At 57.9% G+C, this 23,218-nt stretch carries 20 protein-coding genes and 1 pseudogene; 12 read left to right on the top strand and 9 right to left on the bottom strand.

The genetic code is table 11. The annotated features are described in order from the left end of the window. Window positions 1–163: 163 nt before the first annotated feature. The 8 genes and pseudogenes from Q9R35_RS06255 to Q9R35_RS06220 all read right to left on the bottom strand — a co-directional run. Window positions 164–1,234: pseudogene (locus Q9R35_RS06255) on the bottom strand (glycosyltransferase family 4 protein); the annotation flags it as partial. After that, window positions 1,231–2,358 (bottom strand): glycosyltransferase family 4 protein, encoded by a 1,128-nt coding sequence (locus Q9R35_RS06250; protein ID WP_045930832.1) that lies wholly within the window; start codon window positions 2,356–2,358, stop codon window positions 1,231–1,233. The gene Q9R35_RS06250 and the pseudogene Q9R35_RS06255, both read right to left, overlap by 4 nt. A gap of 63 nt (window positions 2,359–2,421) precedes the next feature. Continuing rightward, entirely contained in the window at window positions 2,422–3,531 is a 1,110-nt protein-coding gene (locus Q9R35_RS06245) for a glycosyltransferase family 4 protein (RefSeq protein ID WP_086069409.1), read from the bottom strand. Between the two features lie 39 nt (window positions 3,532–3,570). Further along, the gene (murJ, locus tag Q9R35_RS06240; protein ID WP_042482982.1) at window positions 3,571–4,932 is read right to left on the bottom strand and encodes a murein biosynthesis integral membrane protein MurJ; all 1,362 of its coding nucleotides are present in this window, start codon (window positions 4,930–4,932) and stop codon (window positions 3,571–3,573) included. Further along, a complete protein-coding gene (locus tag Q9R35_RS06235; protein WP_125303780.1) occupies window positions 4,929–5,954 on the bottom strand; it encodes an SDR family oxidoreductase in 1,026 nt (341 codons plus the stop codon). The genes murJ and Q9R35_RS06235 overlap by 4 nt, the downstream gene beginning before the upstream one ends. A 14-nt stretch (window positions 5,955–5,968) precedes the next feature. Further along, entirely contained in the window at window positions 5,969–7,249 is a 1,281-nt protein-coding gene (tviB, locus tag Q9R35_RS06230; protein ID WP_086046069.1) for a Vi polysaccharide biosynthesis UDP-N-acetylglucosamine C-6 dehydrogenase TviB, read from the bottom strand. 49 nt (window positions 7,250–7,298) lie between these two features. After that, on the bottom strand, window positions 7,299–8,423 hold the full coding sequence (locus Q9R35_RS06225) for a glycosyltransferase (protein WP_042482977.1): 1,125 nt from the start codon (window positions 8,421–8,423) through the stop codon (window positions 7,299–7,301). A 200-nt stretch (window positions 8,424–8,623) separates the two neighbouring features. Continuing rightward, a complete protein-coding gene (locus Q9R35_RS06220) occupies window positions 8,624–9,580 on the bottom strand; it encodes a LysR family transcriptional regulator (RefSeq protein WP_042482974.1) in 957 nt (318 codons plus the stop codon). A 289-nt stretch (window positions 9,581–9,869) separates the two neighbouring features. On the opposite strand from Q9R35_RS06220, the gene uraD reads away from it, so the two are divergent. The 6 genes from uraD to Q9R35_RS06190 all read left to right on the top strand — a co-directional run bounded on the left by uraD (window position 9,870) and on the right by Q9R35_RS06190 (window position 14,994). After that, a complete protein-coding gene (gene uraD, locus Q9R35_RS06215) occupies window positions 9,870–10,400 on the top strand; it encodes a 2-oxo-4-hydroxy-4-carboxy-5-ureidoimidazoline decarboxylase (protein ID WP_042482971.1) in 531 nt (176 codons plus the stop codon). Between the two features lie 148 nt (window positions 10,401–10,548). Further along, window positions 10,549–11,061 (top strand): ureidoglycolate lyase, encoded by a 513-nt coding sequence (locus Q9R35_RS06210; RefSeq protein ID WP_042482968.1) that lies wholly within the window; start codon window positions 10,549–10,551, stop codon window positions 11,059–11,061. Further along, window positions 11,058–11,849 (top strand): class II aldolase/adducin family protein, encoded by a 792-nt coding sequence (locus Q9R35_RS06205; RefSeq protein ID WP_311219552.1) that lies wholly within the window; start codon window positions 11,058–11,060, stop codon window positions 11,847–11,849. Before Q9R35_RS06210 ends, Q9R35_RS06205 begins: the two co-directional genes overlap by 4 nt. A 27-nt stretch (window positions 11,850–11,876) precedes the next feature. After that, a complete protein-coding gene (locus Q9R35_RS06200; RefSeq protein WP_026485035.1) occupies window positions 11,877–12,062 on the top strand; it encodes a 4-oxalocrotonate tautomerase in 186 nt (61 codons plus the stop codon). Window positions 12,063–12,436: 374 nt separating this feature from the next. After that, window positions 12,437–13,921, top strand: a complete 1,485-nt coding sequence (locus Q9R35_RS06195; RefSeq protein WP_042482965.1) for a nucleobase:cation symporter-2 family protein — start codon at window positions 12,437–12,439, stop codon at window positions 13,919–13,921. 197 nt (window positions 13,922–14,118) lie between these two features. Next, window positions 14,119–14,994, top strand: a complete 876-nt coding sequence (locus Q9R35_RS06190) for a hypothetical protein (protein WP_311219551.1) — start codon at window positions 14,119–14,121, stop codon at window positions 14,992–14,994. A gap of 64 nt (window positions 14,995–15,058) precedes the next feature. Here the strand turns inward: Q9R35_RS06190 and Q9R35_RS06185 are convergent, their stop codons facing one another. Beyond that, entirely contained in the window at window positions 15,059–15,976 is a 918-nt protein-coding gene (locus tag Q9R35_RS06185; protein WP_026485032.1) for a LysR family transcriptional regulator, read from the bottom strand. Window positions 15,977–16,086: 110 nt separating this feature from the next. On the opposite strand from Q9R35_RS06185, the gene gcl reads away from it, so the two are divergent. The 6 genes from gcl (at window position 16,087) to pyk (ending at window position 22,949) form a co-directional block, all read left to right on the top strand. Next, window positions 16,087–17,862, top strand: a complete 1,776-nt coding sequence (gene gcl, locus Q9R35_RS06180) for a glyoxylate carboligase (RefSeq protein ID WP_042482959.1) — start codon at window positions 16,087–16,089, stop codon at window positions 17,860–17,862. 28 nt (window positions 17,863–17,890) lie between these two features. Then, window positions 17,891–18,679, top strand: a complete 789-nt coding sequence (gene hyi / locus Q9R35_RS06175) for a hydroxypyruvate isomerase (RefSeq protein ID WP_311219550.1) — start codon at window positions 17,891–17,893, stop codon at window positions 18,677–18,679. Between the two features lie 39 nt (window positions 18,680–18,718). Continuing rightward, the gene (locus Q9R35_RS06170) at window positions 18,719–19,603 is read left to right on the top strand and encodes a 2-hydroxy-3-oxopropionate reductase (protein ID WP_311219549.1); all 885 of its coding nucleotides are present in this window, start codon (window positions 18,719–18,721) and stop codon (window positions 19,601–19,603) included. A gap of 196 nt (window positions 19,604–19,799) precedes the next feature. Next, window positions 19,800–21,077 (top strand): glycerate kinase, encoded by a 1,278-nt coding sequence (locus tag Q9R35_RS06165; protein WP_063688813.1) that lies wholly within the window; start codon window positions 19,800–19,802, stop codon window positions 21,075–21,077. 22 nt (window positions 21,078–21,099) lie between these two features. Continuing rightward, a complete protein-coding gene (locus Q9R35_RS06160; RefSeq protein WP_311219548.1) occupies window positions 21,100–21,498 on the top strand; it encodes a heme-binding protein in 399 nt (132 codons plus the stop codon). 29 nt (window positions 21,499–21,527) lie between these two features. Next, complete coding sequence (gene pyk, locus Q9R35_RS06155; protein WP_311219547.1) at window positions 21,528–22,949, top strand: pyruvate kinase; 1,422 nt, start codon at window positions 21,528–21,530, stop codon at window positions 22,947–22,949. Window positions 22,950–23,218: the final 269 nt, after the last annotated feature.

Here is a 23,218-nt window from a genome sequence, read left to right as displayed (position 1 = left end):
GCCGACTACGCTTGCGCTTGGGCGGATACTGCGCTGTCAGCGTCTTCCAGGCCTGCGTGTAGTTCTTGACCATGCCTTCCAGGGAAAACAGGCGGGCAACCCGTTCACGCGCATGCTCATGGCGCGCCTGCCAGGACGGCGCACCCAGTTCATCAACCGCGCTATTGATCGCGCCTGCCAAGGCCTCGGCATTGCTGGGGGGGACAACCCAACCCTCGTTGCCCACGATCAAGGCCGCATCGCCCACGTCGGTAACCACATTGGACACTCCGGCGGCCATGGCTTCACACACCACGTTCGGAAAGCCCTCTGCCGAGCTGGACAACACATGTACGTCCAGCGCATTCATCAAGCGGGGTACATCGCTGCGTCGCCCCATCAGAATGACGCTCTCGCGCAGCTGATGCTGATCCAGCAAGCGCATCAGGGTTTCGTTACTGCTGTCCATGCCGTCGCCAATCAAGAGGCAACGCAAGCCGGGATGACGGTGCAAGCTGCGGGCTAAGGCGGCCAGCAGATTGGGATGATCTTTCAGCGGATTCCAGCGGGCCACACTACCAATAACAGGCGTATCCAGTGACAGGCCCAATTCTTCGCGCACTTCTTCACGAGCCTGCTCATCGGGATGCCAACGGCTTAAATCGTAGCCATTGGGAATCACTTTCATGATGTCAGCACGATAGCCCCACTGTTTATGACGTCGGGCGGCATTTTCGGCACAAGACACAATCAGATTGGGAATAAAGCGCGACAGGCGGGCGCACAGCCAGGCCACCATACGAGCTTTCGGGCTGCCTTGATACAAATTTGCGCCCGAGTTACGGATACCCCAGGACACAGCCGGAATACCAACCAAGCGGGCGGCTGCGCCACCAATCAGGTCAGAGTGATACATCCAAGTTTGCACTACATCGGGCTGCACCTCGCGCAGCACACGAGTCAAGGATCGCAAGCCTTTCAAAAAGCCCAGCGGCGAGTGCATGTGCAGGCAGTACAAAGGAATGCCTGCGGCACGCAATTGCGGCCCAAAAACATCTTCCTCGCCCAGAGAAATCACAATATGTTCGGTATCCTGGCCGGGAGCTGTCACCAGACGAAACAAGACCGTCTCTGCCCCACCCTGTCCCAGCCCCGCAATAATATGCACGACCCGCAAAGGCGGCGTTGTTTTCTCCAACTTGCCATCCACGGCGTCTGTTTCCTGATTCAACGACCTTGGCTGCAATGCACTCATGCTTTGGCTCCTTCTTCTATACCGCCACGGGCGGCCTGAAAGACCTGGTCCCAGTTAAGCAAAACCTGCTCTAGTTCATAACGCTGGCGCACCGCTGCAGCGGCACGACGGCCCAACACACCCCGAAACACGCCATCACCCATCAGTTCGGCCAGGGCGGCGGTCAAGGCGCCTTCATCTCCCACCGGGACCAGCAGGGCGTCCTTGCCATCGGAGCTGATCTCGCGCGGGCCGCTGGGGCAATCCACCGTTACAGCGGGCAGACCCATGGCCATGGCTTCCAGCAACACATTCGGAAAACCTTCTACTTCCGAGGTCATGACAAAAGCATGGGAGCGCGCCATTTCCTGCCAGGGCTGGGCGGTTTTTCCGGCCAGCTCAATACGGTCAGCCGCTCCGGACATGGCAATCTGCTGCACCAATTGGGCACGCTGCGGGCCATCACCCCAGATTTTCAACTTCCATTCCGGATATTCGGCAGCCAGACTCGCAAACACGCGGATCAGGACATCAAAGCGCTTGGAAGGCACCAGACGCCCCATGGCCATCAGGGTGCAATGCCGGTTTTCCTCTACCCGTACCTCGCGCTGCACGGCATTCAAAGCCTGCGGCAAGGGGTTGGGCACAACCATGACCTGTTTCATGCCTGGCACCATGGCTTGGAAGGCTGCCACGCTGGCCCGGGTCTGCACCGTCACTACCTGTGCCTTGGGATACAGACGGCGGCGCAGGCTTTGCAAGAGCTTGCCTGCGCTGCTGCTAAAGGCCGGGTTGGTGCGTTCACCCACCACAACAGGGACACCCATGCCACCCAGCCCCAGCAAGACATTGATATTCACATTGGTCAGAAAAGACACGATGACATCGGGCTGTTTTTCACGCACCAGCTTGCGCATGGCGCGCAGCTTGGCCAAGGGCTTGGGCAGCCAGCTGCCCCGCATGCGATGGGCCAGCCACACCAGTTCCACCTTGGAGTCGATAGGGTAAAAGGCACTGCCTCCACCGCTATAGGTAGGCACCAGGGTGACCTGATCGCCCCGCAAACCCCAGGCATTGGCCAAGGTAGAGGCGACGCGCTCGGCACCGCCTGCGTTCAGGGAGCTGACGAAAAACAGAATATTCACTGGGCCTCCATGGGCTCATCGACCGGGTAGCTTGGACCTGCTGGCACGAAGCAAAGCGCCATTTTAAGTCCGACGCAAGCACTGTTCCAACACTTGCTGCCACAGCGCCAGCACTCGGGCCGAAGAAAAGCGGTCGCGCACATCCGTGGCACGGCGCGCCAATCGCTGGCGCTTGTCTTCGTTGGACATCAAGTCGGACAAATGGGCCGCCAAGGCCTCCACGTCCTCAGTCGGGCGTACCAAAACACCATCGATATTGGCACGGATGATCTCGCGCGGGCCGGTATCGCAGTCAAAGGCCACTGCCGTCAAACCACTGGCCATGGCTTCCAGCAAACTGTTGGACAAGCCCTCCATACGGGAGCTGAGCACATACAGATCTGACTGTTCATACCAGTCCGCCATATTGCCGACACGCCCTGGCAGCTGAATCCGCTCTTGCAGTTCCAGTTCCGCAATCCGTGCCTCCAGGGGAGTACGTTGCTCGCCTTCGCCCAGAATCACCAGATCCCAGTCGGGAAAATAATTGGACAGCATGGCAAATGATTCGACCAAGGTATCGAAGCCCTTGACCGGATGCAGCCGCCCCACGGCCAGCAAGCGTTTGCGTCCTTCTGGCAGTTCGGGCACCGGCACTACTGGCTCGGCGCGGTCCATGGGCCAGCGCACCGCATTGGGAATCACCTGCACCTGGCTACCGGGCACGTGCTCGCGCAGCCAGTCTGCTGTACCGGCCGTCAGCGCAATGACCGCATGGGCTTGCGGATAGGTACGCAAGCGGGCTTTCTGCCAGAAAGAGGACAAGGACTGGGACGGAGGATGCGTATGCTCGGTAGCAATCACCTTGCAGGGCAAGCCTTTGGCGGCAGAAATGGCCAGTACCGAGGAAGTGGTCATCATGCCCAGAACCACATCGGGTTTGGTCTTGCGTATCAGGGAGCGCACCCGGCTCACGCGCCGCCAGTTCTTCCACAAGGCATCCAGACGGCCACGACTGCTGCCCGCCGTTCCCAGCACGTGGCGCTCCACGCCCTCTGCTACGGTATACGCGTCTTTGTCACGGCCGGCCTGCGTCACCAGAGACACTCGATAGCCGCGCGCCACCCAGGCTGCGCTTAAATCGACGGCGACACGTTCTGCCCCGCCCCCACCCAAAGAGTGGATAAGCAGCATGATATGAGGGCGAACTCCCGAATGACTGTGCACGTTTTCCTATTCCTGCGAACCAGACGCGAAGGCACTGGCTGGCCTCAAGGCCAAGATGAAATAACAAGTGAAAGAAGCCGCATACATCAGGCTGGTCGCCAGCATGATGCCCGACGGGCCCATGCGAGCCGCCAGAATCGGGTTCAGGGCCGCTTTCACCAAAAAATTGATCACGGCAATAATTGCCATGGATTTATAACGGTTCTGACTGGCCAGCAACTGCACCAGAATCAGCACCCCAAAATAAAAGGGCAGTTGCACCAGCCCCCAGCTAAACACCTGGGCGACCGTGGCCGTATCCTGCGCCGTGAACGCACCACGCTCAAACAGCAGGGCCACTCCCCAAGGCGCCAGCAGAACACCAATCGCGGCGGCAACTCCACCGGCCAGCAACATCATGACCGACCACTTCAAGGCCATGGAGCGAGCACGGGCGTTATCGCCTCGGCTTTGAATATCCGCCAGCACAGGCAAAGCGGCCCGACCAACAGAAGCAGCGCCAACACCCAGAACCAACGCCAGCAAGCGAGTGGCATAACCCAAGGTCGCATTGGCATTAGCCCCCAGATTGGCCGCCGTATATTGGTCAATAGGACCGACAAAACTCATGGCAACCTGCCCCACCAGCATGATGGTGGCAGCCTTGAGCAGATCCGGCCATTGCTCCGCGCGCAGGCTGATCGTGGGGCGAGCCCAGATCTGGTCGGCCCGCGAGGCCAGAATCATCAACCACACGGCCTGGATCGTCATGCCCAGCAAGGTGCCCCACAACAAGGGACCAATACCGGCATTCCCGCCCGCTGCCAGCACCCAGATCAGGATGACAAAGGCCGGGACACTTTCCAGCAAGGTATTGATATGGCGCTCATGCGCCCGCAAGCGCGCGGCGCTCAGGCCAATCATCAGCGTCAGCACTGCCGCAGGCGCAAAGGCAAACAGCAGTTCCCGGCTCATTTCATGGACGGCGGGGCTTAGCCCTTGCCCAGTCCATTGCAGCACCCAGGGCCAGCTAATCCAGATCAAGGCCCCCAGCACGCAACCCAGCACAATGCACCAGGCCTTGAGTTCACCCAGAAAACGGCTGCGCGCAGCCGGTTCCAGGCGATGCAAGCGCACCAGAACCGGAATCAGCACAACAGACATGGAGCCGACGATCGTCACTGGCAGCCAGTTGGCCATGACCATCGTGAACTGATAGGCATCGACTACATCGCTCACACCGTAGCGATACGCCACCGCCATTTCTTTGAAAGCGCCCGCTGCCTTGCCCAGCAATAGAAAAAACGCCACCCGCATCGCCCCCAGGGCGATGCGACGGTGGTCGTCATGCAGACTAGACAGACGTGCTTTCAGGCCGGCCCAGATCAACTCAGAAACGCCACGTACCAGGGCATGGCCGTATTCAGGCCCTGCAAAATCGTGTGAGTCGGCTCGTAACCCAGTTGTGTACGGGCTTTGGAGATATCCGCTTGGGAATGCAACACATCGCCAGCACGGAAATCGGCGTAGATGGGCTGCTTGGTGTAGTTCACACCATTGGTGCTCAGGGTCTGCTTCAGGTGCTCGAACAACTCGTTCAAGCTGGTGCGGGCATTGACGGCCACGTTATAAACCTCGGCCACAGCAGGCTTTTGCTGTACAGCGGCCAGGATATTCATTTGAATAACGTTGTCGATAAAGCAGAAATCACGGCTGGTTTGCCCGTCCCCATTGATTTGCACATCCTGGTTCTGGATCATGGCCGACACCCATTTGGGAATCACCGCGGCGTATGCACCGTTAGGGTCCTGACGTTTGCCAAACACGTTGAAGTAACGCAAGCCCACGCTGGAGAAGCCGTAGGCACGGGCAAACACGTCCGCATACAGCTCGTTCACGAACTTGGTGACGGCGTAAGGGGACAGTGGGCGACCAATCGTGTCTTCCACCTTGGGCAAACCGGGGTGATCGCCGTAGGTGGAACTGGAAGCCGCATAAACAAAGGCTTTTACCTGTTCATCACGCGCGGCCACCATCATGTTCAAGGCACCATTCACGTTGACTTCGTTGGAGGTCAGCGGATCGTTCAAGGAACGCGGCACCGAACCCAACGCCGCCTGGTGCAGCACATAGTCCACGCCCTTGACGGCCTCGCGACAGGTATCCAGGCTACGGATGTCGCCTTCAATAAAGCGAAAACGGGCCCAGCGCTCGGCCCCAACCTGATCGCGCACTTCGTCCAGATTGTATTGATGGCCAGTTGCAAAGTTATCCAGACCGACCACCTGCTGATCCATTTTCAGCAGGGCTTCCAGCAGGTTGGACCCGATAAAGCCGGCGCAACCCGTAACCAGCCAGGTTCTTGGCTGATTACGCAGTTGCTGGCTCGCCTGTTCGAATGCAGAGCTCATAATGCTTTCCAAAATTAAAGGCGCAGATCGGACTGTTCGCGGTCAAACACATACTTCAAGTCGTAGAGCACATGCTCGGGCTTGCCCCATTGGCGCACGCCGTCCACGCCCAGCTCCTTGAACTGCTTGTGAGCTACGGCCACGATAACGCCGTCGTACTCGCCCGCTTTGGGAGTCTCGACAGGCGTAATGCCGTATTCGTGCTGCGCTTCTTTGGGGTCAACCCAGGGGTCATACACGTCTACATGAACATCGTATTGCTTGAGTTCATGCACGATATCGACAATACGGGTGTTACGCAGATCCGGGCAGTTTTCCTTGAAGGCCAGACCCAGCAGCAGAACGCGCGAACCTTGCACCTGAATGCGGCGCTTGGTCATGGCCTTAACCAGCTGGGACGCCACGTAACCACCCATGGAGTCGTTCAGGCGACGGCCAGCCAGAATGATTTCGGGGTGGTAACCGATAGCTTGTGCCTTGTGGGTCAGGTAGTAGGGGTCCACGCCAATGCAATGACCACCAACCAGACCGGGACGGAAAGGCAGGAAGTTCCACTTGGTGCCCGCCGCTTCCAGCACGTCCAGGGTATCAATCCCCAAACGGTTGAAAATCAGGGCCAGTTCGTTGATCAGGGCGATGTTCACGTCGCGCTGGGTGTTCTCGATCACCTTGGCAGCTTCAGCCACACGAATGGAGCTGGCCTTGAACGTGCCAACCACAATGATCTCACGGTACAAGGCATCCACCAGTTCAGCCACTTCAGGCGTCGAGCCGGAAGTGACTTTCTTGATGGTGGAAACGCGGTGTTCCTTGTCACCCGGATTGATACGCTCCGGGCTGTAGCCGGCGTAGAAATCTTCGTTGAAGCGCAGACCCGACACTTGCTCCAGCACGGGCACGCACACTTCTTCGGTAGCACCTGGGTAAACCGTGGACTCGTAAACCACGATGTCACCACGCTTGAGCACTTTACCGATGGTCTCGGACGCGCGGACCAGCGGCGTCAGATCGGGCTGCTTGAATTCATCAATAGGCGTGGGCACGGTCACGATGAAGACATTGGCCTGTGCCAGTTCATCCGCCTCGCAGGAGTAGCTCAGGCCACTGGCCTCGGCCAACTCTGCGCTCTCGACCTCCAACGTGCGGTCTACCCCTTCCTTGAGTTCGGCGACGCGACGCGCGTTAATGTCAAAACCAATAACGGAACGCTTTTTGCCAAACTCTACTGCCAAAGGCAAACCGACATATCCCAAGCCGATAACGGCCAGTTTCACATTCTCAAGTTGCAACTTCATTCTCCAGTTAGCGCTATGCGCAAGGAATAATCTTGAACGCCTGCCAGTCTCAATCCCGGTCTACGCGCCGCCGTACCGACGGCAGCAGCAACCAGGAGGGGCGGCGCCACGAAACCAGACGGGAATAGAGCCAGATATACACCAGTGAGAAGGCCAACATGCTGGCGCACAAAGCCCAGGTATTGTCCCACCAGATCGTGGCCGGAACCAAACCGATCAAGGCCAGAACCCACAGGTAAGGCGAGGTCATGGCATTACAAAACGCGGGCAAGGCCCCACCGCTGTCACGACTGAACGTGGAGCGCACCAGACGGCGGAACACCAGCTGGTGCAGGTGCAGCGCATCCGGTTGATCCACAGGCACACCCCGTTTGAAACGGCGGCGCCAGATCGAAAACATGGTTTCGAAAACAGGATAAAACAGCACGGCCAAGGCGTAGAACGGCGACACACTGGGATTACGCACCACCAGTTGTACAGCCAGCTCAGCCAGCATGAAGCCCAGGAAATACGCCCCGCCATCGCCCAGAAAGACCCGTCCGAAAGGAAAGTTCCACACCAGAAAACCCAGGGTGGCCGAGGCCAGCGAGGCCGCAATCAGGAAAATCGGGATGTCCTGCACCTGCAGGGCCACCAGAGCCAGGGACAGAGCCATCAAGGTGGCGATCATGCCCGCCAGGCCGTTCATCCCGTCAATAATATTCAGTGCATGAGTACAGCCGCCCACGGCAATCATGGTAAAGAGCAGCGAAATGGGCCAAAAGCCCAGAACCCAGTCGGCCCAGCTCACCCCAACGCGCGACACACCGCCCAACAGCCACCAGGCAATCGCTGCCGACAGGAAAGCGGCCAGCAAACGTTTCAAAGAACCCACGTCCTTGGTGATGTCCTCGACCAGGCCCGCCACAAAAACCGGCATGGCAGCCAGAAACAAGACCGGCCACAGCCAGGTCAGTGTCATGTTGCTGGGACCCAGCACCAGCAAGCCGGCCAAACTGCCTGCCACCACCGCCAGCCCTCCCACACGCGGGGTAGGACGAGAATGGGACGCTTGGGGTTTACTAAGGTCGCTGTCCCCAGTCAAACGGCCGTGCCAACGCTCGGAGGCCACAATAAGCCCGCCGACCATAAAAGCCACGACACAGATATACAACCAGGTAAAGGATTCCCCCATCTGAGGTAAAGACACCGCGAAACACCCTGCAAGGTTAGGAACTACATCATTATCAACCTGCCTTCCGGCTTGTGTCCGTGACTAGTCGCTTTAAATGCAACAATTTTCGTCAAGTTCCGTATCACTTTCGTGTAGGCAGGAGTAGCACGCTAATTTGCCCGAGCGCGAGCCCGAAAGCAAGTATTTTGCGGGATTGGGGCTCAGGAATCGGGTTGCGGCAACGGTTCTGTCGAGGCCAGCTGATTACCGCATTCGGTCAGCAGACGCCGCAACCAGCGATGGCTGGGCGAATGCCGGTTACGTTCATGCCAAAGCTGGTAAAAGCGCATGGGCGGAAACTCCAGCGGAGCCTCCAGAATCGTCAGAGGCAGCAAACGGCAATAGAACTCGGCAAAATGACGCGAAGTCGTAAAAATCAGATCTGTATTCTGTAGCAAATACGGGGCTGCCGAGAAGGACTGCACCGCCACGCTTTCATCACGCTGAATACGCAAGGTCGCCAAGGTCGTGTCGATGACACCGCGCTGGTTAATGGAATACGGCATGGGCACCACATGGCGCGCCCGTACGTAATCATCCATGGTCAGCCCCTTGCGGGCCAGCGGATGGGTCGCCGCCACCAGGCAGACAATCTGATCTTCCAGCAGCACGGACAGGTGCATGCGATCCGGCGGTTCGGGCCAGTTACCGATGACCATGTCCAGATCACCTTCCGCCAGCGAACGCTCGAAATCAAAGCTGGCGTCCAGGGAATGCAGATTCAAACGCGCACCCGGTGCCTCGCGGCGCATGCGCTCGACGACCCCGCCAACAAAAACAGGCGCCAGATAATCCGGCGCTCCGATATGAAATTCGCTGCGACTGACCTGCGGGTCGAAACTGTCTGGCGCATTGACCATACAGTCGATCTCGGCCAGGGCTCCTTTGGCGTGAGCCAGCAAACCAATGGCACGCTCGGTGGGCACCATGCCGCCTTTTTCGCGCACCAGCAAAGGATCGCCAATAATGTCACGCAAGCGTCGTAAGGCCGCACTGATGGCAGGCTGCGACTGGTTCATTTTGAACGCGGTACGCGAGACGCTGCGCTCGGTAACGAGTAAGCAAAATACCCTCAAAAGATAGGTATCAAGCGGGTTATCCCCACGTCGGGCGGCCATCTTATTCTCTCCTTCTTACGCTTTTTTCCAGCATGATAATGACATACATGCACAATACGAGATGGCATATATCATTTATACGCCTAATTCTATTTTATTTATAAACAGAAAACTTAAACTGGTCCCATATAAGAAAATCATAGCCCACAGGCGGTTGTTTATAAGGGTTTGAATAAATCAAACAGACCCTGTAAACGCCCACCCACTACCCTTGATAAAACGGCCCCCAGGCCTGGTCCTGGAGCCGCCTCGGCTCGCACTATTTACGCTTAGATAATCGGACTAACACATGACAACTCAAACCCTTACCACCACACAGGCTCTAACCGAACTCTCCAGCCTGGACCAGAGCCAATTCGTGGACAAGCTCGAAGGTATTTTTGAACACTCCCCTTGGGTCCCTGAGCGTAGCTGGCACCAGCGTCCGTTTGAAAGCGTGGATCAACTGCACGCCTGCATGGTGCAAGTGGTCAAAGAGGCATCGTACGAAGAGCAAAAGAACCTGATCTGTGCTCACCCCGAGCTGGCTGGCAAGGAAGCCGAGCAAGGCACGCTGACCACCGCATCTACGGGTGAACAGCGTGGCGCTGGACTGGACCAGTGCTCAGCCCAAGAGCTGGCCCGTTTGCGTGGCCTGAACGCCCAGTACCGTGAGCGTTTCGGTTTCCCCTTCGTGATTGCCGTCAAAGGTTTGAGCCGTTACCAAATCATGGATACAGTAGAAGCCCGTCTGAACAATAGTGTTGAAACCGAGTTTCAAGCTTGTCTGACCGAAATCGGCAAAATTGCCCGTTTCCGTCTGGATGCGCTGCTGGCCTGATTTTGCTGCCTTCTGGATCTTTCTGAAGATCCAAGCCGTTCACGGGGTAGCGCCAGCCTGCGGGCACGCTACCCTTTGTTTCCTCTGACCCTTCGTGGCGCGGCTGCTTTCAGCCCCACGCGGGTCTGCCTTATTAAGGACCTCTGCCATGACAATCACATTGAAGTTGGAAACCCTGACAGCCGAAGCCTTCGCGCCTTTTGGTGATGTCATCGAGGCCTCCGACGCGGTTCAGCACTTCACCATCAACGAGGGCAATACCGAGCGCTACCACGATCTGGCCAAGATTGAGCCCGGCGCGGACGGTCACGCGATTGTGTCCATTTTCCGTGGCCAGCCGCGCACCCTGCCCTTTACCGTAGAGATGATGGAGCGCCACCCCAAAGGGAGCCAGGCCTTCATTCCCCAGTCCGGCCAGCCTTATCTGGTGATTGTGGCCCCTGCTGGCCCGACTCCCAAGGCAAGCGATCTGCGCCTGTTCCTGGCACGTGGCGATCAGGGCGTGAACTACGCAACCGGCGTTTGGCACCACCCCTTGATGGCCCTGAACCAAGTGGCCGACTTCATTGTGATTGACCGCAAAGGGCCCGGCGACAACTGCGACGTGATTCAGCTGGAAGAAAAAGCCATCATCGCTGAACTGGAAACCACAGCAGCGTGAGCCAGTCCTGTCCTGTCACGCCGGACCTGGAGGCTATTTACGCCCATCGTCCGGCGGATATTGATCCCGAGCACTGGCGCGCCCGCGTCAATCTGGCCGCCGCTTACCGGCTGGCGGCCCGCCAGGGCTGGGACGATATCATCTACACCCATATTTCCCTGCGCCTGCCCGGCCACGACGACATTTTCCTGATCAATCCCTTTGGTCTGCGCTTTGATGAAATCTGCGCCTCCAATTTGCTGTTGATTGATACCCAGGGCCAGGTCGTGGATGGCACAGGCCGTCGTGCCAACCCCAGCGGTTTTGCCATTCACGGTGCCGTCCACCGCGCCCGTGCCGATGCACACTGTGTCATTCATTTACATACAGATGCCTCGATTGCGGTCTCGGCCCTGTCCTGTGGATTGCTGCCCCTGTCGCAACACGCCATGCGTTTCTGGCAGGACATTGGCTATCACGACTATGCCGGTCTGGCCTTCCCGCCCCAGGAACAGGAAGCCCTGCTCGAGCAATTAGGCTCCTATCCGGCCCTGCTCTTGCGCAATCACGGTGCCCTGACCTGCGGACGCACCGTTGCCGAAGCGTATGTTCTGATGGATGCGCTGGAGCGCGCCTGCCGCATTCAGCTCTCGGCCATGGCTGCCAGCCCGCAGTTGCACCTGCCCCCGAAGGATGTTCTGGATTTGACACATCGCCAGCTTTTACCGGGGGACGAGCCAGAGGGCTTGTTAGAATGGCCAGCCTTGCTGCGCAAGCTCTATCAGAGCGAGCCGGAATTTTGCCGCTAACACCCTTTCCACCCCTACGGAGCTTTTATGCCTTCTATTAACGTACAACTATTCGACGGCCGTCCCGTGGAAATCAAGCGTGAACTCGCTCAGGCCCTGACCAAAGAAGCCTGTCGTGTGCTTGGCTGTACCCCGGACGCCGTTGATGTGGTCTTTACCGACGTCAAACGCGAAGACTGGGCCACGGCCGGCGTCCTGTGGTCGGACAAGTAAATCAGACCCATGAAAAAAGCGGCCACAGGGCCGCTTTTTTTATATCTATCAGATACTTGGCAGTCCTTCACACCTGAACAAAAAGGTAGTTTGGAGGCTGCTAACATAGATTTTCAGGATGGACTAGGTGGGCAATACCCCTAGCACTGCAAAACGCATGAAAAAAGCAGGAATCTGCTAGGCCCAGGCTTGAACACAGGCCCCATCTACAGGGCTTATATCCTTTCCCCCCTGTCAGCATCGGCCTGCCATACGCTTTTACGTATTCTACTTATCAAGCCGTACTGCCTTCCAGTGATACAGCCCATCCGATAACTTTATGCTTACGCGGCCCAGGCATCGGCTGCGCATAACGTATTAATAAGGAGACCCGGATGTCCGCCAACCCAGAAGTGTCCACACCTGCTGCTTGCGACGGTGTAGACGAACGCCTACCAACGGGGCGCCTGGCAACCCTTGGTTTGCAACACGTCATGGTGATGTACGCGGGCGCAGTTGCTGTCCCCCTGATCATTGGTGCAGCCTTGGGCCTGTCCAAAGAGCAGATCGCATTCCTGATTAATGCTGACCTGCTGTGCTGTGGCGTGATTACCATTATCCAGGCCCGTGGCCTTGGTATTTTCGGCATCAAGTTGCCCGTCATGATGGGTGTGTCTTTTGCGGCGGTCAGCCCCATGATCGCCATCGGCCTGGACCCGCAACTGGGCCTGCCCGGTATCTTTGGCGCCACCATCCTGGCCGGTATCTTCAGTATTCTGATTGCTCCGGTATTTAGCCGTCTGATGGGCCTGTTCCCCCCGGTCGTGACCGGCATCATCATCACCGTTATTGGTGTGACACTGATGCGCGTGGGTCTGAACTGGATTGGTGGCGGCGCTCCCACGATTACAGATCCGGCCACCGGCATGTCCATACCCAACCCCGAATACGGTTCGCTGGAAAATCTGGGCATTGCCCTGATGGTACTGACCGTTATCTTGCTGATCACCAAATTCGCCCGCGGTTTCCTGGCAAACGTGGCGGTGCTGATTGGCCTGCTGGTCGGTTTCTTCGTCTCTTTGGCCATGGGTCGCATCACCTTTGAAGGCCTGGATCAGACCAGCTGGTTTGCAATCGTCACCCCCTTCCACTTTGGCGTTCCCACCTTTAGCTGGGCCTTGCTGGGTGCAGCCGCTGTTTTGTCCCTGATCATGGTCGTGATCATGGTTGAATCGCTGGGCATGTTCCTGGCACTGGGCTCCATCTGTGGCCGTCCGACTGACCGTGAAGCGCTGGTGCGTGGTTTGCGCACCGACGGCCTGGGCACCCTGGTGGGCGGCATCATGAACACCTTCCCGCACAGCTCTTTCTCGCAGAACGTGGGCCTGGTCAGCGTGACCGGCGTGCGCAGCCGCTGGGTATGTGTCATGGGCGGTGCCTTCCTGATCATGCTGGGCCTGTTCCCCAAAATGGCTTTCATCGTGGCTTCCATCCCCAACTATGTTCTGGGTGGTGCCGGCATCGTGATGTTTGGCATGGTGGCCGCTACCGGCATCAAGATCCTGATGTCTGCCAATCTGAACCGCAACCCTTACAACCCCTACATCGTGGCCATCAGCCTGGGCTTTGGCATGATTCCCCTGGTTGCCGAGCACTTGCTGGACAAAATGCCACCTGCGCTGGCCCCCTTGCTGCATAGCGGAATCTTGCTGGCTGCCGTATCTGCCATCTTGCTGAACCTGTTTTTCAACGGCATGGAGAAATATGCTGACCAAGGTCACACCGTTGAATCCACCGCTGCAACCCAGGCACGCAAACAGGCAAGCGCTCAAAAAGAAACAGAAGAAAGCAGCACCCAGCTGGCCTCACAAAACGGCTAAGCCCCCCTTTTTGAACAGCCGCCCAGCCTGAAACGGGCGGCTGTTCAAATTTCTGCAGTACCTTCTTAAAAGTATCGACTGTCCATAATTAATCTAAGCAAGGTCAGTAACACCCACTCGAAGAAAACTAAAGCCGCAGGCCATAAGGGACATCAGATCCCAAGGACCTGTTTGTGCTCAAACAAAGAGGAGACACTATGAAACCGCTACACCCTGCTCGCTGGGCATGCGCCCTGCTGGCCGCCCCCCTGCTGTCCAGCCCCGCCTTGGCAGCCGACTGGAGCGACACCTTTTTAGGCTACCGCTTCAGCACGCAATACACCGAGCCGATGAATGATCGGACTATCCAGAAGCACATCCTGAGCCTGACCCACGTCAACGGCTACAGCCTGGGCCAGAACTTCTTTAATCTGGACATTCTGCAATCGGACCGCTACGACCCCTCCAATGGCAACGGCAGCAATGGCGCCACCGAGTTCTACGCCACCTATCGTCACCAGCTCTCCATGGGCAAGGTGTTCGACAAGGATCTGGGCTTTGGCCCAGTGAAGGATGTGGCTATTACAGCCGGCTTTGACCTGAACACCAAGAACACCGCCTTTGCACCTCGCAAGCGTTTGCTGGTGCTGGGCCCGACCTTCAAATTTGATGTCCCCCGCGGCTTTATGGACCTGAGCCTGATGGTCGGCAAAGAATGGAACCACTGTGGCTTGGGCGCGCCCGCCTGCCCGGACAGCCGCCGCTCTTTCGACACCCAGTTTCTGGCCAGCCTGAACTGGAATCTGCCCTTTGATGTGGGTTCAGTGCCTTTGAAGTTCCAGGGCTTTGCCAACTACGCCGGCCCCAAGGGTGATGACTACGCGGGCATCAGCACCAAGTCTGAAGTGCTGGTCCGCACCTCCCTGATGGCTGACGTGGGTAAAGTGGCCTTCGACAAGAAGAACACCTTGTGGGTGGGGATTGGCTACGAGTACTGGTACAACAAGTTCGGCAACCGCTACAAGGCAGACGGCAGCCTGAAACCCGGTATCAAAACCAGCGCTCCCACCGTACAGCTGGAATGGCATTTCTAAGTCGTACGCAGCAAAAAAAACCGCTTTTCGAAGCGGTTTTTTTTCATTCCAAAGCGTGAAAATCCTAGAACTGCACCTCACCGTCCCAGTAGCCCGGCGTGTTGTAGATGGCACGCAAATAATCAATAAAGCGCCGCACTTTGGCCGGCAAATAGCGCTGCTGCTGATACACCGCCTGAATGTCATAACTGGGAATCTCGAACTCGTTCAGCACCGTTACCAGCTCGCCCCGCTTGAGTTCGGGCTGAATTTCCCAGGTGGATCGCCAGCCTATGCCCCAACCTTGCTTGACCCAGTTAAACAGCAGCTCGCCGTCATTGCAATCCAGATCCCCATCGACTCGGACCGCCAATGGGCGACCATCACGCAGAAAGGTCCAGCCGCGTTGCTGACCGCCCTGCAAGTTGAAGGCCAAGCAGTTGTGACGCGCCAGATCTTCGGGCACACGCGGCACACCATGACGCTCAAAATACTCGGGCGTTCCACACACGACTCGCCGATTCGGATACAGACGTACGGCCACATAGTTGGGGTCCGTGACTTCACCAATCCGCAAGGCCATGTCATAGCCCTCGCGCACCAGATCGACCACGCTGTCGGTGAAGTTGAAAGACAGCTTCAGCTCGGGATAACGCTTTTTGAAGGACAAGGCATGGGGGGCCACATGACGACGCCCAAAAGCCGCTGGAGCCGATACCACCAGGTGCCCGCGCACCACTTTACGCTGGGCGCTGATACTGGCTTCAGCCTCTTCAAAGTCCTTCAGAATTTGTTTGCACTGCTCCAGAAACTGCTCACCCAGATCGGTCAATGTCAGCCCGCGAGTGGATCGGTGCATCAAGCGCACACCCAGGCGCTGCTCCAGCGCATCCAGGCGGCGGCCCATGACCACGGGGGTGACTCCTTCGATCACGGAAGCGGCCGCAAAACTGCCTTTTTCCGCGACCAGTGCAAAACTTCGAATTTCGGTATAACGGCTCATTCAATACTCCAAGTATCGATAGAAACAATCGTACCACCATTTCTAGGCAGGTCCATCACTCCTTATTATCGAGTTGTGAATTTCGTCAAACGATGATCTAGGAGATATCAATGGCTCGAATGAGAGCAGTGGACGCCGCCGCCGCAATTTTACGTAAAGAAGGCGTGAGCACCGTATTCGGCGTGCCCGGCGCCGCCATCAACCCCTTCTACTCCGCACTGCGCAAAGAAGGTGGTTTTGATCACATTCTCGCCCGCCACGTGGAAGGCGCTTCCCACATGGCCGAAGGTTTTACCCGTGCCAATCCCGGCAATATCGGCGTGTGCATTGGTACTTCCGGCCCCGCTGGCACAGACATGATCACCGGCCTGTACTCCGCATCGGCTGACTCGATCCCAATTCTGTGCATTACCGGCCAGGCTCCTCGCTCGCGCCTGTACAAGGAAGACTTCCAGGCCGTGGATATTGAATCCATTGCCAAGCCTGTGACCAAATGGGCCGTGACGGTTCGCGAACCCGATCTGATCCCACGCGTGTTCCAGCAGGCTTTCCACATCATGCGCTCGGGCCGCCCCGGTCCTGTGCTGATCGATATGCCTATCGATGTACAAATGGCCGAGATCGAATTCGATCTGGATACCTACTCGCCGCTGGAAGCGTACAAGCCTAGCGCCACTCGCGCCCAGGCTGAAAAAGCCATCGAACTGCTGAACGCATCGGAGCGTCCGCTGATCGTCTCCGGTGGTGGCGTGATCAACGCCAACGCGTCCGAGCTGCTGCAAGAGTTTGCCGAGCTGGTCAACGTCCCTGTGATTCCAACCCTGATGGGCTGGGGCACGGTTGCCGACGATCACCCGCTGATGGCCGGCATGGTGGGTCTGCAGACCTCGCACCGCTACGGCAACCAGACTTTGCTGGCTTCGGACTTCGTATTCGGTATCGGTAACCGCTGGGCCAACCGCCACACCGGTTCCGTGGACGTCTACACCGAAGGCCGCAAGTTCGTGCACGTGGATATCGAACCCACACAGATCGGTCGCGTATTCGGCCCTGATCTGGGCATTGCCTCGGACGCTGGCGCTGCACTGAAGCTGTTCATTGAAGTGGCCAAAGAATACAAGGCTGCCGGCAAGCTGCGCGACCGTGCCGCCTGGGTTGCCGATTGCCAGAAGCGCAAAGCCACCTTGCAGCGCAAGACCAGCTTTGACAACGTGCCCTTGAAGCCTCAGCGCGTTTACGAAGAGATGAACCGCGCCTTTGGCCCGGCGACCACCTACGTCAGCACCATTGGTCTGTCGCAGATTGCAGCCGCCCAGTTCCTGCACGTGTACAAGCCACGTCACTGGATCAACTGCGGTCAGGCAGGCCCATTGGGTTGGACCATTCCCGCCGCACTGGGCGTGGTTGCCGCTGACCCAGGTCGTGAAGTCGTGGCCATTTCGGGCGACTACGACTTCCAGTTCATGATTGAAGAGCTGGCCGTAGGCGCGCAATTCAAGCTGCCTTACATCCATATTCTGGTCAACAACGCCTACCTGGGTCTGATCCGTCAGGCACAGCGTGGCTTCGAGATGGACTATTGTGTACAACTGGCCTTTGACAACATCAACGCCCCTGAAACCGAAGGTTATGGTGTGGATCACATCACCGTGGTGGAAGGTCTGGGTTGCAAGGCCATCCGTGTACACAAACCCGAAGACATCCAGCCGGCCATTGAACAGGCTCGTGCATGGATGAAAGAGTTCAGCGTGCCGGTTGTGATCGAACTGATCCTGGAGCGCGTCACCAACATTGCCATGGGCACCGAACTGCACAATGTGACGGAATTCGAGTCCCTGGCCGAAGCGGGTATTGACGCCCCCACCGCCATCTCGCTGATGGACTGATTGCTGATTTAAAAAACGGAGTAGCACTATGCCAAAATTTGCCGCCAACCTGACCATGCTGTTTAACGAGCACGACTTCCTGGATCGCTTCCAGGCAGCGGCCGAAGCCGGTTTCAAGGGAGTGGAGTACCTGTTCCCCTACGCCTACGACAAACAGCAACTGGCTGACAAACTGCAACAACACGGTCTGACCCAAGTGTTGCACAACCTGCCTGCGGGCGACTGGGACGGCGGCGAGCGCGGCATTGCAATCCTGCCCGAGCGCGTGGGTGAATTTCAGGACGGCGTAGGCCGTGCCATTGAATACGCCACCGCGCTGGGCTGCAAGCAAGTCAACTGCCTGGCGGGCAAGCTGGCCGAGGGCGTAGACCGTGAACTGGCTCACAAGACCTTGGTCAGCAATCTGCAGTTTGCTGCCGCCAAGCTGAAAGACGCCGGCCTGCGCCTGCTGGTTGAACCCATCAACACCTTCGACATTCCAGGTTTCTACCTGAACCGCACCGAACAGGCCGCGGCTCTTTTGCAGGACGTGGGCTCGGACAATCTGTTCATCCAGTACGACGTCTACCACGCCCAGCGCATGGAAGGCGAGCTGGCCGCCACCATGAAAAAGCACCTGGACAAGATTGCACACATCCAGATCGCGGATAACCCAGGTCGCAACGAACCGGGCACAGGCGAGATCAACTACGCCTGGTTGTTCAAGTACATCGACAGCATTGGCTACCAGGGCTGGATCGGCGGCGAGTACAAGCCCGCTGGCGTGACCAAGGATGGCCTGGGCTGGATGACTGAACTGACTGAAGTCACCGCCTGATCGTCGAATACCTGCAGATAATTATTAGGAGATTACACAATGGCTAAAATCGGTTTTATTGGTTTGGGCATCATGGGCGCACCCATGGCCGTCAACCTGATCAAGGGTGGTCATGAACTGTTCGCCTTCACTCACGGCGATTTTCCCAAAAGCGTAAAAGAAGCGGGTGCCACCATTTGCGAAAATGGTGCAGCAGTAGCCCGTCAAGCCGACATCATCATCACGATGGTGCCTGACACCCCACACGTGGAAGACGCCCTGTTCAGTGAAAACGGCGTGGCTGCAAGTCTGAGCGCCGGTAAGATCGTGGTGGACATGAGCTCCATCTCTCCTGTTGCCACCAAAGGCTTTGCCGAGCGCATCGTCAAGCTGGGTTGCGAATACCTGGACGCGCCTGTGTCCGGTGGCGAAGTCGGTGCCAAGGCTGGCTCGCTGACCATCATGGTCGGCGGCAAGCAAGAAGCCTTCGACAAGGCCAAGCCCCTGTTTGAACTGATGGGTAAGAACATCACCCTGGTCGGCGGCTACGGCGACGGTCAAATCACCAAAGTGGCCAACCAGATCATCGTGGCTCTGACCATTGAAGCCGTGGGCGAAGCCCTGTTGCTGGCCTCCAAGGCCGGTGCTGACGCAGGCAAGGTTCGTGAAGCGCTGATGGGCGGTTTTGCCAACTCGCGCATTTTGGAAGTTCACGGTGAGCGCATGGTCAAGCGCACGTTTGATCCAGGCTTTCGCATCGAACTGCACCAGAAGGACTTGAACCTAGCCCTGACTACCGCACGTCAGCTGGGTGTGGCTCTGCCTAACACCGCCACGGCCCAAGAACTGTTCAACACCTGCGCCGCTCACGGTGGCGCTGCACAAGACCACTCCGCCATGGTCCGTGCGCTGGAAATCATGGCCAATTACGAGATTGGTCAATAAGATCGGCTCAAGGATGCTCCCGTCCGGGCTGGCTTTTTCCAGGCATCAAGCCGGCAAGGTCGGGACATCCAGCAAGCGGGCTGCGGCCCGCTTTTTTTACCAGTTGGTACCCAAAGATGCCCTGCCCTCACGCAGTTGCATCCATATCGCGCAGTAAGATGGTTACGCTGCCATCACTCTGCCTTAGGATTGACCCATGAAGATCGAGCCACAAGACTTACTCAGCAAAATGTTTCAAGCTGCCGTCAACGCGGCTCAGCCTGAACATTGCATTCCACCTTATTTGCCCGAGGCTCCCAAGGGCCGCACCATTGTGATCGGCGCAGGCAAGGCATCGGCAGCAATGGCCCAGGCACTGGAGCGTCACTGGGACAAAGGCCCCATCAGCGGTGTGGTGGTGACCCGCTATGGCTACAGCGTGCCTTGTGATCACATCAAGATTCTGGAAGCCTCTCACCCCGTGCCCGACCAGGCCGGCGAGGACGCGGCCCGCGAGATTTTGCGCACGGTCAGCGATCTGAACGAGGACGACCTGGTGATTTGCCTGATTTCCGGCGGCGGTTCGTCTCTGCTGCCTCTGGCCGGAGAAGGCGTCACCCTGGCTGACAAACAAGCCATCAATAAAGCGCTGCTGAAATCGGGCGCGTCAATTGGCGAGATGAACACCGTACGCCGCCACCTGTCTGCCATCAAAGGTGGCCGTCTGGCCGCGGCTTGTGCCCCTGCCCGTGTCCTGAATCTGCTGATTTCCGATGTTCCTGGCGACAAACCCATGGACATCGCTTCTGGCCCCACGGTGGCGGATCCCACCACGTGCGAGCAAGCGCTGGAGATCATCACCCGCTACGGCATCGAGATTCCTGCCGCAGCCCGTGCCCTGCTGGAGAGCGGCGATGGTGAAACCATCAAGCCCGACGATCCACGCTTGGCTCATGTCACCACCCATCTGGTCGCCACACCACAACTGGCCCTGCTGGCTGCAGCTCGTGTCGCTGAAGCCCGTGGCGTACGTCCCGTCCTGCTGGGCGACAGCATTGAAGGCGAAGCCCGCGATGTGGGCAAAGTCATGGCTGGCATCGCCTTGAGCGTGGCCCAGCATGAGCAGCCCACCCAGGCTCCCTGCGTGCTGCTGTCAGGCGGAGAAACCACCGTGACCTTGCGCGGCCAGGGCCGTGGCGGTCGCAATGTGGAATTTCTGCTGTCCACCGCCATTGCCTTGAACGGGGCACCCGGTATCTACGGTTTGGCAGGCGATACCGACGGTGTAGATGGCCAGGAAGAAATTGCTGGAGCCTTCTGCGGTCCGGACACTTTGGAACGTGCCTGGCAACTAGGTATACGCCCAAGGGCCAGTCTGGACAATAATGATGGTCATGGCTTCTTTGAAGCCTTGGATGACGCTTTGGTTACGGGCCCTACCCTGACCAACGTCAATGATTTCCGTGCAATTCTGGTTTTAACCCCTAGCGATTAACGCTTTTCTTTAAGGACTGGACATGAGAGACACGAAAGTACTGACCCTGGCCGATGTTAAAAAAATTGCTGCCGCTGCCGAGCAAGAAGCGCTGAAGAACAACTGGGCTGTCAGCATCGCCATTTGCGATGCAGGCGGCCACGCGCTCTGGATGCAGCGTATGGACGGCGCTCCCTTGATGAGCGCCCAGGTTGCTCCCGCAAAAGCACACACATGCGTGCTTGGCGGTGGCAAGCCCAGCAAGGTATTTGAAGACATGGTCAACAATGGTCGCTTTGCCGCTCTGTCCATGCCCATTACGCCACTGGAAGGCGGCGAGCCGATTGTGTTGGACGGTCAAGTCATTGGTGCAGTCGGCGTGTCCGGCGTGAAAGCACCTGAAGACGCTCAGATCGCCCGCGCCGGTATCGCTGCTCTTTGAGCTATCGATCCCCCTAAGGACAACAACCCATGAAACGTCAACGTCATTCCCGCATTCTGGCTACCCTGGGTCCTGCCAGTTCTACGCCAGAACGCATTCGTGAACTGTTCGAGGCCGGCGCTGATGTGTTCCGCCTGAACTTCAGCCACGGCACACATGAAGACCACGCCGCGCGCTATCACACCATTCGTCAGATTGAAAAGGAAACCGGTCGCAGTATCGGTATTCTGATGGACCTGCAAGGCCCCAAGCTGCGCGTTGGCAAAATGAAAGATGGCCGTGTGACATTGGAAACCGGTCAGAAATTCCGTCTGGATCTGGACCCCGCCGAGGGGACCAGCCAGCGTGCCTACCTGCCCCACCCCGAAATCTTCGCCGCTCTGGAAGACGGGACAGACCTGCTGCTGGATGACGGCAAGCTGCGTCTGCGTGTGGACAGCTTTGGTCCGGACTTTGCAGAAACTACGGTCATGGTCGGCGGCCCGCTGTCCGACCGCAAGGGCGTGAACGTACCCGGCGTGGTACTGCCTATCTCGCCCTTGACCGAGAAAGACCTGATCGATCTGAAGTTTGGGCTGGAATTAGGCGTGGATTGGGTTGCGCTGTCCTTTGTGCAGCGTCCTGGCGACATCCGTGAGGCCCGCGAGCTGATCGGGGAGAAGGCCTGGATCATGGCCAAGCTGGAAAAACCGCAAGCGCTGGAGCACCTGGAAGAAATCGTCCAGCTGTGTGATGGCGTGATGGTGGCACGTGGCGACCTGGGCGTGGAAGTTCCACCCCAGCGCGTGCCTGTGTTGCAGCGCCAGATCGTGCGTACTGCCCGTGCGGCAGGCCGGCCGGTGGTCGTCGCCACACAAATGCTGGAATCCATGATCACCTCGCCTGTGCCTACACGAGCTGAAGCCTCCGACGTGGCTACCGCCATCTACTCGGGTGCTGACGCCGTCATGCTGTCTGCCGAATCGGCCTCGGGCCAGTTTCCGCTGGAAGCGGTATCCATCATGGACAGCATCATCAAGGAGATCGAAAACGATCCTAGCTGGCGCACCATTCTGGAAGCCAACCACAGCACCGCCGAGGCCAGCACCGCAGACGCGATCTGCTGCGCCCTGCGTCGCGTGGCCAGCATTCTGGAACCGGCAACGAACGTGGCTTACACCACGACCGGCTTTAGCGCCTTGCGTGCCAGCCGTGAACGGCCCATCGCCCCTATCCTGGCCCTGACGCCCCGTGTGGAAACCGCACGCCGTCTGGCCTTGGCCTGGGGTGTCCATGCCGTACCCTGCGAGGACGTGAGCGATCTGGGCGAGATGATCGACCACGCTACCGATATGGCAGCGCAGCATGAGTTTGCTCAGGCTGGCGACACCATCGTGATGATTGCCGGTGTTCCTTTTGGCACCAGCGGTCGTACCAACTTGCTGCATGTGGCCACTGTTCCACAAAAGTAAGTACGCTCGATAGCAGCAATAAAAAAACCTTGTCCATCATCCACGATGGGCAAGGTTTTTTGCATTCTAGCCATAAAGCCATGATCGCAACTCAAGCTCTGCATGCCCTCGCTTAACAAAAAAGAGAGCAGTAAAGTCGGCAAGCCACGCAAACACTGACTTTCAAGAAAAAATTGACCATGCGCATTTGGCGCGCACAAAAAAAAACCCGAGATCTAGAGATCTCGGGCAAATCCACCAAAGGAGGAGGGTGGAGGAGACAATCGTGG

Origin of the sequence: Alcaligenes sp. AB3, assembly GCF_031844565.1 — a bacterium.
Taxonomy (GTDB): domain Bacteria; phylum Pseudomonadota; class Gammaproteobacteria; order Burkholderiales; family Burkholderiaceae_B; genus Alcaligenes; species Alcaligenes faecalis.
This window is presented reverse-complemented; position numbering and strand designations above follow the sequence as displayed.

Excerpts from the sequence above, each read along its gene's own strand:
- tviB (WP_086046069.1), bottom strand. The coding sequence starts at position 7,249 with ATGAAGTTGCAACTTGAGAATGTGAAACTGGCCGTTATCGGCTTGGGA.
- gcl (WP_042482959.1), top strand. The coding sequence starts at position 16,087 with ATGGCTCGAATGAGAGCAGTGGACGCCGCCGCCGCAATTTTACGTAAA.
- Q9R35_RS06220 (WP_042482974.1), bottom strand. The coding sequence starts at position 9,580 with ATGGCCGCCCGACGTGGGGATAACCCGCTTGATACCTATCTTTTGAGG.
- Q9R35_RS06185 (WP_026485032.1), bottom strand. The coding sequence starts at position 15,976 with ATGAGCCGTTATACCGAAATTCGAAGTTTTGCACTGGTCGCGGAAAAA.
- Q9R35_RS06210 (WP_042482968.1), top strand. The coding sequence starts at position 10,549 with ATGACAATCACATTGAAGTTGGAAACCCTGACAGCCGAAGCCTTCGCG.
- Q9R35_RS06190 (WP_311219551.1), top strand. The coding sequence starts at position 14,119 with ATGAAACCGCTACACCCTGCTCGCTGGGCATGCGCCCTGCTGGCCGCC.
- pyk (WP_311219547.1), top strand. The coding sequence starts at position 21,528 with ATGAAACGTCAACGTCATTCCCGCATTCTGGCTACCCTGGGTCCTGCC.
- Q9R35_RS06200 (WP_026485035.1), top strand. The coding sequence starts at position 11,877 with ATGCCTTCTATTAACGTACAACTATTCGACGGCCGTCCCGTGGAAATC.
- Q9R35_RS06165 (WP_063688813.1), top strand. The coding sequence starts at position 19,800 with ATGAAGATCGAGCCACAAGACTTACTCAGCAAAATGTTTCAAGCTGCC.
- Q9R35_RS06245 (WP_086069409.1), bottom strand. The coding sequence starts at position 3,531 with ATGCTGCTTATCCACTCTTTGGGTGGGGGCGGGGCAGAACGTGTCGCC.
- uraD (WP_042482971.1), top strand. The coding sequence starts at position 9,870 with ATGACAACTCAAACCCTTACCACCACACAGGCTCTAACCGAACTCTCC.
- Q9R35_RS06160 (WP_311219548.1), top strand. The coding sequence starts at position 21,100 with ATGAGAGACACGAAAGTACTGACCCTGGCCGATGTTAAAAAAATTGCT.
- Q9R35_RS06195 (WP_042482965.1), top strand. The coding sequence starts at position 12,437 with ATGTCCGCCAACCCAGAAGTGTCCACACCTGCTGCTTGCGACGGTGTA.
- Q9R35_RS06170 (WP_311219549.1), top strand. The coding sequence starts at position 18,719 with ATGGCTAAAATCGGTTTTATTGGTTTGGGCATCATGGGCGCACCCATG.
- Q9R35_RS06225 (WP_042482977.1), bottom strand. The coding sequence starts at position 8,423 with ATGGGGGAATCCTTTACCTGGTTGTATATCTGTGTCGTGGCTTTTATG.
- hyi (WP_311219550.1), top strand. The coding sequence starts at position 17,891 with ATGCCAAAATTTGCCGCCAACCTGACCATGCTGTTTAACGAGCACGAC.
- Q9R35_RS06235 (WP_125303780.1), bottom strand. The coding sequence starts at position 5,954 with ATGAGCTCTGCATTCGAACAGGCGAGCCAGCAACTGCGTAATCAGCCA.